9 protein-coding genes are annotated in these 11,824 nt (G+C 64.0%); all 9 read left to right on the top strand.

The window, feature by feature from the left end; all coding sequences use genetic code 11:
• Nucleotides 1–135 precede the first annotated feature (135 nt).
• The 9 genes from J2W23_RS20340 (at nt 136) to J2W23_RS20300 (ending at nt 11,823) form a co-directional block, all read left to right on the top strand.
• Nucleotides 136–1,365 (top strand): branched-chain amino acid ABC transporter substrate-binding protein, encoded by a 1,230-nt coding sequence (locus J2W23_RS20340; protein WP_307650017.1) that lies wholly within the window; start codon nt 136–138, stop codon nt 1,363–1,365.
• 202 nt (nt 1,366–1,567) lie between these two features.
• Nucleotides 1,568–2,812: a branched-chain amino acid ABC transporter substrate-binding protein gene (locus J2W23_RS20335; RefSeq protein WP_176657546.1), complete on the top strand. Its 1,245-nt coding sequence runs from the start codon at nt 1,568–1,570 to the stop codon at nt 2,810–2,812.
• A 199-nt stretch (nt 2,813–3,011) separates the two neighbouring features.
• Nucleotides 3,012–3,965, top strand: a complete 954-nt coding sequence (locus J2W23_RS20330) for a branched-chain amino acid ABC transporter permease (RefSeq protein WP_176657545.1) — start codon at nt 3,012–3,014, stop codon at nt 3,963–3,965.
• A gap of 4 nt (nt 3,966–3,969) precedes the next feature.
• Nucleotides 3,970–5,277, top strand: coding sequence for a branched-chain amino acid ABC transporter permease (locus tag J2W23_RS20325; protein ID WP_307650016.1), 1,308 nt, complete (start codon nt 3,970–3,972; stop codon nt 5,275–5,277).
• Nucleotides 5,278–6,063, top strand: a complete 786-nt coding sequence (locus J2W23_RS20320; protein WP_176657543.1) for an ABC transporter ATP-binding protein — start codon at nt 5,278–5,280, stop codon at nt 6,061–6,063.
• A gap of 1 nt (nt 6,064) precedes the next feature.
• On the top strand, nt 6,065–6,760 hold the full coding sequence (locus J2W23_RS20315; RefSeq protein ID WP_042581647.1) for an ABC transporter ATP-binding protein: 696 nt from the start codon (nt 6,065–6,067) through the stop codon (nt 6,758–6,760).
• A gap of 237 nt (nt 6,761–6,997) precedes the next feature.
• Nucleotides 6,998–9,103, top strand: a complete 2,106-nt coding sequence (locus J2W23_RS20310) for a 3-hydroxyacyl-CoA dehydrogenase NAD-binding domain-containing protein (protein ID WP_307650015.1) — start codon at nt 6,998–7,000, stop codon at nt 9,101–9,103.
• A gap of 25 nt (nt 9,104–9,128) precedes the next feature.
• Nucleotides 9,129–10,604 (top strand): M20 family peptidase, encoded by a 1,476-nt coding sequence (locus tag J2W23_RS20305; RefSeq protein ID WP_307650014.1) that lies wholly within the window; start codon nt 9,129–9,131, stop codon nt 10,602–10,604.
• A gap of 43 nt (nt 10,605–10,647) precedes the next feature.
• Nucleotides 10,648–11,823, top strand: a complete 1,176-nt coding sequence (locus tag J2W23_RS20300) for an acetyl-CoA C-acyltransferase (RefSeq protein ID WP_307650012.1) — start codon at nt 10,648–10,650, stop codon at nt 11,821–11,823.
• The last annotated feature ends 1 nt before the right edge of the window (nt 11,824 follow it).

Here is an 11,824-nt window from a genome sequence, read left to right as displayed (position 1 = left end):
GCCCCGCACTGTCGCGCATGCGATAGCAAGGCCGCTTCGGCGGCCTTCCTTCCGGGCAATCCCTGTGCGTAGAAAAAAGGGGCACTTGTACGCTGGCATTCCGCCTCATACCGCCTTTCATCCAGGAGACTCTTCATGCAATTTGCTCTCAAGTCAGTCGCTGCCTGTGCCATGTTGGTGAGCGTGACCGCCGCCTTCGCCCAGAAGGGCGAAACGGTCAAGATCGCCTGGCTCGATCCGCTGTCGGGCCTCATGGCCGCGGTGGGCACGAACCAGCTCAAGACCACGCAGTTCCTGGCCGAGGAGTTCAACAAGAAGAACGCGTCGGGTGTGAAGTTCGAGATCATCGCCATCGACAACAAGCTGAGCCCGCAGGAGACCACCGCCGCGCTGCGCTCGGCGCAGGACCAGGGCGCGCGCTACATCACCCAGGGCAACGGCTCGGGCCCGGCGCTGGCGATCATCGATGCCATCGAGAAGAACAACGCGCGCAATCCCGGCAAGGAACTGCTGTACCTGAACTACGCGGCGGTCGACCCCGACCTCACCAACAGCAAGTGCAGCTACTGGCACTTTCGCCTCGATGCCGACACCTCCATGAAGATGGAGGCGCTGACCACCTGGATGAAGGACCAGCCCGACATCAAAAAGGTCTACATCCTCGGGCAGAACTACGCGCACGGCGTGCAGGTGTCCAAGTACGCCAAGGAAGACCTGAAGGTCAAGCGCCCCGACATCCAGATCGTGGGCGACGACCTGCATCCGCTCGCGCAGGTGCGCGACTTCTCGCCCTACATCGCCAAGATCAAGGCCTCCGGCGCCGACACGGTCATTACCGGCAACTGGGGCTCCGACCTGTCGCTGCTCATCAAGGCGGCGAACGACTCGGGGCTGGACGTCAAGTTCCTGACGTACTACGCGCCGGGCGCCGGCACGCCGACGGCCATGGGCGCCACCTCGGCGGGCAAGGTCTACACCGTGGCCTACGCACACTACAACATGGGCGGCGAGATTCAGAAGCTCCTCGCCGGCTACAAGAAGAAGATGAACGACGACCTGACGCAGTCGTCGATCTATCACACATTCGCATTGCTCGATGCCGCGTTTGTTCAGACCAAGTCGACCGATCCGGTCAAGGTGGCGGCCGCGCTGGAGGGCATGAAGATCAAGAGCTTCAACGGCGAGGTCGAGATGCGCAAGGCCGACCACCAGTTGCAGCAGGGCCTCTATATCTCGCGCTGGGAGAAGGCGAGCGCCAAGTACCCCTACGACGCCGAGAACACCGGCTACACCAACGTCCCCGTGAAGTACTACGAGTCGTATGTGGCGAGCACGCCCACGACCTGCCAGATGAAGCGCCCCTAGGCGTCTTTGTGAACGCATTTCCTACTCGTTGGTAGCAATGACCTACCGATGGGTAGAAATTGGAGAAATGCGCTGTCGCCTGCGCGATAGAAACGGGCCTTCGCGGCCACCCCCTTACGGGCATTCCCTGAGGGGAGGGGCTGTGAACGCTTGTACGCTCGTGCAAGGCTTTTTGATTCGGTTTGACCAGGAGATATAGATCGTGAAGTTCGCTCTGAAAATCGCTACCGCAGCCATCCTTGCCGCGAGTGCCACCGGTGCTCTGGCCCAGAAGGGTGAAACCGTCAAGATCGCATGGCTCGACCCGCTCTCGGGCCTCATGGCCGCGGTGGGCACGAACCAGCTCAAGACCTTCCAGTTTCTGGCCGAAGAATTCAACAAGAAGAACGTGGCCGGCGTGAAGTTCGAAGTCATCGGCATCGACAACAAGCTGAGCCCCCAGGAAACCACCGCCGCGCTGCGCTCGGCCATGGATCAGGGCGCACGCTACGTGGTGCAGGGCAACGGCTCGGGCCCCGCGCTCGCCATCATCGATGCGCTCGAGAAGCACAACGCCCGCAACCCGGGCAAGGAAGTGCTCTACATCAACTACGCAGCCGTCGACCCCGACCTCACCAACAGCAAGTGCAGCTACTGGCACTTCCGCCTGGATGCCGACACCTCGATGAAGATGGAGGCGCTGACCACCTTCATGAAGGACCAGCCCGAGATCAAGAAGGTCTACCTCATCAACCAGAACTACTCGCACGGCCAGCAGGTCTCGAAGTTCGCCAAGGAAAACCTCAAGTCCAAGCGCCCCGACGTCGAAGTCGTCGGCGACGACCTGCATCCGCTGGCCCAGGTGCGCGACTTTGCACCGTACATCGCCAAGATCAAGGCTTCGGGCGCCGACACGGTCATTACCGGCAACTGGGGCTCCGACCTGGCGCTGCTCATCAAGTCGGCCAACGACGCGGGCCTGAACGTCAAGTTCTACACCTACTACGCCGTGACCAACGGCACGCCGACCGCCATGGGCGCGGCCTCGGACGGCAAGGTCTACCAGGTGGGCTACAGCCACTACAACGCGCCGGGCCCGGTGCAGCCGCTGATGGGCGAGTTCAAGAAGCGCTTCAACGACGACATGTACACCACCGACATCTACACGGTGTACGCGATGCTGAGCGAGGCCTTCGTGCGCACCAAATCGACCGAGCCGGTGAAGGTCGCGGCCGCGATGGAAGGCATGAAGTTCAAGAGCTTCAACGGCGACGTCGAGATGCGCAAGGCCGACCACCAGCTGCAGCAGGGCCTGTGGATCACGCGCTGGCAGAAGGCCGACGCCAAGAACCCGTACAGCCCGGAGAACACCGGCTACACGCTGGCACCGGTGAAGTACTACGAGGCCTACGTTTCGAGCACGCCCACCACGTGCCAGATGAAGCGACCCGGCGCCGCGGCTTCCTGACCGCCGCCATCGCCGACAAGGTGTGAAGAAACCGCAACGAGCGTTCCGAGCTTGCGCCGAGGACCGGAGCCGTACGCCGTACGGTGAGGACCGCAGGGGCGAGATCGGGGCGCGCAGTAGGTTTATTCACACCTTGTGACCGGACGAGGCCCGACTTCAACATTCGGGCCTCTTTCTTTTTCACGCATCCGAAAGACCGATGAACGTCGAATTCTTCGTCATCTCGCTGCTCAACGGCGTCAGCTACGGCCTGCTGTTGTTCATGCTGAGCTCTGGCCTTACGCTGATCTTCAGCATGATGGGCGTGCTCAACTTCGCGCACGCCAGCTTCTACATGCTCGGCGCCTACATTGCGTACACGCTGTCGAACATCATCGGCTTCTGGCCGGCGCTGTTCATCGCGCCGCTGCTGGTGGGCCTGCTGGGTGCCGCGTTCGAGCGCTACAGCCTGCGCCGGGTCCACAAGTTCGGCCATGTGCCCGAGCTGCTGGTGACCTTCGGCCTCTCGTACCTCATCCTCGAACTGGTGCAGCTGGCCTGGGGCCGCTCCACAGTGCCCTATGGCCTGCCGACGCAGCTGCAGGGGCCGCTGTTCTCGCTCTATGGCACGCAGTTCCCGAAGTCGCGCTCCTTCATCATGCTGGTGGCGGTGCTGATGCTCATCTCGGTGTGGCTGCTGCTCACGCGCACGCGCATCGGCCTGGTGATCCAGGCGGCTCTGAAGCACCCCGACATGGTCGAGGCGCTGGGCCACAACGTGCCGCGCGTGTTCATGCTGGTGTTCGGCGGCGGCGCCGCGCTCGCAGGTCTTGCGGGCGTGGTCGGCGGCAACACCTACGTCACCGAGCCCGCGATGGCGGCCTCGGTCGGCTCGATCATCTTCGTCGTGGTGGTGGTCGGCGGCATGGGCTCGCTGGCCGGCGCGTTCCTCGCCTCGCTTCTGATCGGCATCATCCAGACCTTCGCGGTCGCCATGGACCAGTCGCTGGCCACGGGCCTGCGCGCCATCGGCATGACGGTGACCGACCAGACCTTCGGCTATGAGCTCCTCAAGCTCACGATCTCGCAGGTCGCGCCGATCCTGCCGTACCTGTTCCTGGTGCTGATCCTCATCTTCCGGCCCAAGGGTCTTCTTGGAACCCGGGAGGACTGACACCATGACCACAGCAACTTCTACGCAGTACTACCGCTTCAAGCCCTGGAACATCGGGCGCTACCTGATCTGGACGCTCTTCGCCGTCGTGCTGATCATTTCGCCGCTGCTGTTCAAGAGCAGCCTGGCGCTCACGATGCTCTCGCAGATGGGCTACCTCATCATCATCTGCCTGAGCTACAACATCCTGCTGGGGCAGGGCGGCATGCTGAGCTTCGGCCATGCGGTGTACGTCGGCCTGGGCTCGTTCCTGGCGATCCACGCGATGAACATGGGCAGCAAGGGCGGCATGCAGATTCCGCTGGTGCTCATCCCGCTGGTGGGCGGCCTGGCCGGGATGTTCTTCGCGATCCTGCTGGGCTTCGTGACCACCAAGAAGTCGGGCACCACCTTCGCGATGATCACCATGGGCATCGGCGAGCTGGTGGCCTCGATGGCGCTGATGTTCCCGAGCTTCTTCGGCGGTGAGGGCGGCATCACCACCGACCGCGTGTACGGCCCGACCTTCTTCGGCTTCAACTTCGGCTCGCAGATCCAGGTGTACTACCTGATCGCGGCGTACTGCTTCGTCTGCACCGCGCTCATGTATGCCTTCACCGGCACGCCGCTGGGCCGCATGCTGAATGCGGTGCGCGACAACCCGGAGCGCGTCGAATTCATCGGCTACAACACGCAGCGCGTGCGCTACTTCGCGTTCATCATCGCGGGCTTCTTCGCCGGCATCGGCGGGGGGCTGGCCTCGATCAACTTCGAGATCGTGAATGCGGCCGACAGCCTGAACGCCATCCGCTCAGGCGGCTACCTGTTGTTCACCTTCCTGGGTGGCGCGGTGTTCTTCTTCGGGCCGATCATCGGCGCGGTACTGCTGGTGTTCGCGTCGATCTTGCTGTCGGAGCTCTCCAAGGCCTGGCAGTTGTACTTCGGGCTGGTGTTCGTGTTCATGGTGATGTTCGCTCCGGGCGGCATCGCGAGCCTGATCATGATGAACCTGCGCGTGGCCAAGTTCGGCAAGTTCAACCGCTTCTGGTGGCTGTACCTGGCGCTCGCCGTGGCACTGGTGCCGGTCGTCGTCGGCGCGGCTGCGTTGATCGAGATGATCTATCACATCCAGCTCAACGCCGCGATGGGCCCGACGCTGAACTTCTTCGGTGTCGCACTCAACACGGCGGGTGTCGGCAGCTGGCTCGGCGCGGCAGTGATCCTGATCGTTGGCTTGGGTGCGCTTGAAGTGGCGCGACGCCGCTTCGTGCGCGTCTGGGGTCACGCGCAAGAAGAAATAGAAGCAGAAATCAAACGTCGGGAGGCGGCGTAAATGAGCGCGCAACACGGAAAACACGCATTGGAATTGAAGGCGCTGCGCAAGAATTTCGGCAAGACCGAAATCATCCGCGGCGTGGACCTGGCGGTGAACGCCGGTGAACGCGTGGCCATCATCGGCCCGAACGGAGCGGGCAAGTCGACGCTGTTCAACCTGATCAGCGGACGCCTCGCGCCCACGAGCGGCGAGGTGCTGCTGAACGGGGAGCGCATCGACGGCAAGAAGCCCTACGAGATCAACCGGCTGGGCCTCTCGCGCAGCTTCCAGATCACCAACATCTTCCCCAAGCTGAGCGTGTTCGAGAACCTGCGCTGCGGCGTGCTGTGGAGCCTGGGCTACAAGTACACCTTCTTGCGCTTTCTCTCGAACCTGGACGACGCCAATGCACGCACCGAGGAGCTCATCAAGCAGATCGGCCTGGAGCGCAAGCGCGACGTGCATGCGGTGAACCTCACCTATGCCGAGCAGCGCGCGCTGGAAATCGGCGTGACGATCGCGGGCGGTGCGGGCGTGATTCTGCTGGACGAACCCACGGCCGGCATGAGCAAGACGGAGACATCGCACTTCATCTCGCTCATCAAGCATGTGACGGTCGGCAAGACGCTCTTGACGGTGGAGCACGACATGGGCGTGGTCTTCGGCCTCGCCGACAAGATCGCAGTGGTGGTGTATGGCGAAGTCATCGCCTTCGACACGCCTGCCGCCGTTCGCGCTAACGCGCGAGTGCAGGAGGCGTATCTCGGGTCCTCTGTGGCCGATGCACAGGGAGCGGGACACTGACATGCTGAAGCTTCACGACATCCACGCCTACTACGGCAAGAGCCATGTGCTGCATGGCGTTTCCTTCGACGTCGGCCCCGGCGAAATCGTCGCGCTGCTGGGCCGCAACGGCTCGGGCCGCTCGACCACTGCCAAGGCCATCATGGGCCTGGTGCATGCCGAAGGCACGCTGCGCTGGAAGGACCAGGACATCCTGCGCAAGAAGGCCTACGAGATCGCCCACCTGGGCATCGGCTACGTGCCCGAGAACCGCGACATCTTTCCCAAGCTCACGGTGCACCAGAACCTGCTTCTGGGGCAGAAGGGCACGGGCAAGGGCAGTCGCTGGCAGTTCGACGACATGTACAACATGTTCCCGCGGCTGAAGGAGCGCCAGCACACCGAGGCCGGCGTGCTCTCGGGCGGCGAGCAGCAGATGCTCACGCTGTGCCGCACGCTGATGGGCGACCCCGACCTCATCATCATCGACGAGCCGACCGAAGGTCTTGCGCCCAAGATCGTCGAGCTGGTGGGGCAGTACCTGCGCACGCTCAAGGACAAGGGCATCTCGGTGCTCCTGATCGAGCAGAAGCTCACCATCGCGATGCAGATTTCCGACCGCGCGCTCGTCATGGGCCACGGCAGCATCGTGTTCGACGGCACGCCGGACAGCCTGCGCGCCGACGCCACCACTCGCAAAGAGTGGCTGGAGGTGTAGCAAACCCCCAGGCTTCGCGCACTTCGTGTCGCTACGCCAACCCCCTTGCAGGGGGCAACACCTGCGGCCCGGCAAAGCCGGTTCCGCGGTGTTCCCCGAAAGTTCCTCCCTCCTCGCGAAGGGCTTGTCCCGACAGCGACTGCGTGCCATTGTTGAGCCACGCGAAACGCCTAGAATCTTCCGAAAAAGAACACTCGTGCTTTTTCTTCTTTTTCTTCACACACCAAGGAACGCAGCATGACGGCTGAATACAAAGTGCTCGGCGATGTCGCCGTGATCACACTGACCAACCCTCCGGTCAACGGTCTCGGTTTCTCGACCCGCATCGGCATCACCGATGGCCTGGCCAAGGCCAATGCCGACGACGCCGTCAGGGCCATCGTCATCACCGGCGCCGGCAAGGCGTTCTCCGGCGGTGCAGACATCAAGGAGTTCGGCACGCCCAAGGCGCTGCAAGAGCCCAACCTGCTGAGCGTGATCCTCACGCTCGAAGCCTCCCCCAAGCCCATCGTCGCAGCCATCCACTCCGTGTGCATGGGCGGCGGCCTCGAGCTGGCGCTCGGCTGCCACTACCGCGTGGCCGCTCCGGGCACCAGCATCGCACTGCCCGAAGTCAAGCTCGGCCTCATTCCCGGCGCCGGCGGCACGCAGCGCCTGCCGCGCGTGATCGGCGTGGAAACCGCCCTCAACATGATCGTGAGCGGCGAGCCCGTGAAGAGCGAACTGCTCGCGAGCCTGCCCGGCCAGAAGCTGTTCGACAAGCTGGCTGCATCGGCCGAGTCGGTGTTCGACGAAGCCGTGGCCTTCGCCAAGAGCGTGGCCGGCAAGACCGGTGAAGCACTGCCGCTGGTGCGCAACCTGCCGTGCAAGCATCCGCAGGGCGATGCCTACTTCCAGTTCACCAAGAACATGGTGGGCGGCATGTCGAAGAACTACCCGGCGCCGCTCAAGTGCATCGACGCCGTGCAGGCCGCGACCAAGATGAAGTTCGACGAAGGCATGGCCGAGGAGCGCCGCATCTTCACCGCGCTGATGTTCACGCCTGAATCGCTCTCGCTGCGCCACCTGTTCATGGCCGAGCGCGCCGCTTCCAAGATTCCCGATGTGCCCGAAGACACGCCCAAGCGCGAGATCAAGGCAGTGGGCGTGATCGGCGCCGGTACCATGGGCGGCGGCATCTCGATGAACTTCCTGAACGCGGGCATCCCCGTCAAGATCCTCGAGATGAAGCAGGAGGCGCTCGACCGCGGTGTCGCCACCATCAAGAAGAACTACGAAGCCCAGGTCAAGAAGGGCAAGCTCAAGCAGGACAAGTACGAGCAGCGGATGGCGCTCCTGGGCACCACGCTGAGCTACGACGACCTGAAGGACGCGGACCTCATCATCGAAGCCGTGTTCGAAGAAATCGGCGTCAAGGAGAAGGTCTTCAAGGAACTCGACCGCGTGGCCAAGAAGGGCGCGATCCTGGCCTCCAACACCTCGACGCTGGACGTCGACAAGATCGCCTCGTTCACCGAGCGTCCGCAGGACGTGGTCGGCATGCACTTCTTCAGCCCGGCCAACGTGATGAAGCTGCTCGAAGTGGTGCGCGGCAAGGCCACCGCCAAGGACGTGCTCGCCACGGTCATGGCCATCGGCAAGAAGATCAAGAAGACCTCGGTGGTCTCGGGCGTGTGCGACGGCTTCATCGGCAACCGCATGATCGAGCAGTACTCGCGCCAGGCCGGCTTCCTGCTGGACGAAGGCGCACTGCCGCAGCAGGTGGACAAGGCCATCGAGAAGTTCGGCTTCGCCATGGGCCCGTTCCGCATGGGCGACCTGGCCGGCAACGACATCGGCTGGGCGATCCGCAAGCGCCGCGCCACCGAGCGCGCCGACATGAAGTACAGCCGCACGGCCGACAAGCTTTGCGAACTGGGCCGCTTCGGCCAGAAGACCGGGGCAGGGTGGTACGACTACCAGGCCGGCAAGCGCGATGCGATTCCTTCGGAACTCGTCAACAAGATGATCGAGGACCACCGCAAGGAACTGGGCATCACGCCGCGCAAGATCTCCGACGAAGAGATCGTGCAACGCCTGGTGTATGCGCTGGTCAATGAAGGCGCGCACATCCTGGAAGACGGCATCGCCTCGAAGTCCGGCGACATCGACATGGTGTACCTCACGGGCTACGGCTTCCCGATCTGGCGCGGCGGCCCGATGCACTACGCATCGCAAGTGGGTCTCTACAACGTGGCCGAGTCGATGAAGCGTTTCGCGAAGAACCCGCGCGACGACGCCGAGTTCTGGCAGCCCGCACCGCTGATCCAGAAGCTGGTGGCCGAAGGCAAGTCCTTCAGCTGAGACCGATCCGGAGTCCTGACCGTCCATGTTGAAACGCATCTTCCTCGGGCTGCTGGTGGCAATCGTGTTGCTGGTGGCGGCCGTGGCGGTCAAGACCTGGACCACGCCATCGCAGCAACTGGCGGTGGCGCCTGCGCCGAAGCTGGACATCGACCTGCAGGCGGCGGCCAAGCGGCTGTCCACGGCGATCACGTTCCGCACGGTGTCGGGCCTCGATGACCCGGCCGCCAACGCGGCCGAGTTCGACAAGCTGCATGCTTATCTGGAGCAGCAGTACCCCAAGGTCCACGCCACTCTCAAGAAGGAAGTGGTGGGCAACAAGGCGCTGCTCTACACATGGACTGGCACCGACCCGAACGCCAAGCCCATCGCGCTGATGGCGCACCAGGACATGGTGCCCATCGCCCCGGGCACCGAGAAGGCCTGGACGGTCGACCCCTTCGCGGGCGAGATCAAGGACGGCTTCGTCTGGGGCCGCGGCACGCTCGACAACAAGAGCAATCTTTTCGCGCAGATGGAAGCCATCGAGCTGCTCATCGGCGCGGGCTTCAAGCCGAAGCAGACCGTCTACCTCGTGATGGGCGACGACGAAGAGGTGAGCGGCCTGCGCGGTGCGCTGCCCATTGCCGAGCTGCTCAAGTCGCGCAATGTGCGCCTCGACTGGGTGCTCGACGAGGGCCTGCTGGTGCTCGACGGCGTGCTGCCCGGCCTCTCGAAGCCCGCAGCGCTGATCGGCCTGGCCGAGAAGGGCTACGGCACGTTCTTCCTGTCGCTCGACACCGCCCCCGGCCATTCGTCGATGCCGCCGCAGCACAGCGCCATCGGCAGCATGAGCGCGGCACTCGCGCGGCTCGAGGCCAACCCGATGCCCGGCGGCATCCAGGGCGTGGCCGGCCAGATGTTCGGCGCGCTCGCCCCCGAGATGAGCGGCGTGAACCGCGTGATGCTTTCCAATCTGTGGCTCACCGAGCCGCTGGTGCGCGGCCAGCTCGAGAAGAGCCCGAGCAGCAACGCCATGCTGCGCACGACCACTGCGCTCACCATCGTGCGCGCCGGCAACAAGGACAACGTGCTGCCCGGCCGCGCCGAGGCGGCGGTCAACTTCCGCATCCTGCCGGGCGACACCATCGCGAGCGTCGAGGCGCACCTGCGCAAGTCGCTGGGCAACGACGACATCAAGATCAAGCAGTACCCGGGCAACTCCGAGCCGTCGCCCGTGTCGCCGACCGACAGCACGGGCTACCGCGCGATCCAGCAGGCCGTGCGGCAGACCTTCCCTGACGCCGTTGTGGCCCCGGGCCTGATGACGGCAGCCACCGATTCGCGCCACTTCAGCCTCGTGAGCGACGCCGTCTTCCGCTTCTCGCCGTTCCGAGTGAAGGGCGAAGACCTTGCGCGTTTCCACGGCAACAACGAACGCCTGGCCATCTCCAACTACGGCGAGATGATCGGCTTCTATCACCAGCTCCTGAGCAACAGTAACGCTGCTCCGGCGCAATGACGACCAACCCCTCTTTTCCCTTCCATCTTCAAAGGACCTCACCATGACCAGCGCCGTCATTGTTTCCACCGCCCGCACGCCGCTCGCGAAGAGCTGGAAGGGTGCCTTCAACATGACGCACGGTGCCACGCTCGGCGGTCACGCCGTTCAGCACGCGATTTCGCGCGCCGGCATCGAAGCCGCCGAAGTCGATGACGTCATCATGGGTTGCGCGACGCCTGAAGGCGCCACCGGCTCCAACATCGCACGCCAGATCGCGCTGCGCGCCGGCTGCCCGGTCACCACCTCGGGCATGACGATCAACCGCTTCTGCTCCTCGGGCCTGCAGACCATTGCCACCGCCGCGCAACGCATCATCGCGGGCGAAGGCGACGTGTACGTGGCCGGCGGCGTCGAGAGCATCTCGTGCGTGCAGAACGAAGCCAACAAGCACATGCTGGCCGACCCGTGGCTCGTGAAGCACAAACCCGAGATCTACTGGAACATGCTGCAGACCGCCGAGCAGGTCGCCAAGCGCTACAACATCGGCCGCGACGCCATGGACGAATACGGCGCAGCGAGCCAGCAGAAGGCCACCGCCGCGCTCGAAGCCGGCCGCTTCAAGGAAGAAATCGCACCGATCACCGTGCTGGCCGGCGTGGCCGACCCGGTGATGGGCCTGCGCACCAAGGAAGTGACGATCGAGAACGACGAAGGCATCCGTCCCGGCACCACCAAGGAAGGCATCAGCGGCATCCGCTCGGCCATTCCCGGCGGCCTGATCTCTGCCGGCAATGCCAGCCAGTTTTCCGACGGCGGCGGCGCCTGCGTGGTGGTCGACGAGAAGTACGCCCAGCAAAAGGGCCTGAAGCCGCTCGGCCGCTTCCTCGGTTTTGCCGTGGCCGGCTGCGAACCCGACGAAATGGGCATCGGCCCGGTCTTCGCCATTCCGAAGGTGCTCAAGCGCCTGGGCCTCACGGTCAACGACATCGACCTGTGGGAGCTGAACGAAGCCTTCGCGGTGCAGGTGATCTACTGCCGCGACAAGCTGGGCATCCCGGGCGACCGCCTGAACGTGGACGGCGGCGCCATCGCCGTGGGCCACCCCTACGGCGTGAGCGGCCAGCGCCTGACGGGCCACGCGCTCATCGAAGGCAAGCGTCGCGGCGCCAAGAAGGTGCTGGTCACGATGTGCATCGGCGGCGGCATGGGTGCCGCGGGCGTGTTCGAGGTCTTGTAAT

This window comes from Variovorax boronicumulans, from assembly GCF_030812215.1.
GTDB lineage: Bacteria > Pseudomonadota > Gammaproteobacteria > Burkholderiales > Burkholderiaceae_C > Variovorax > Variovorax boronicumulans_C.
The sequence above is the reverse complement of the archived record's forward strand: the minus strand, read 5'-3'. Positions and strand labels throughout refer to the sequence as shown.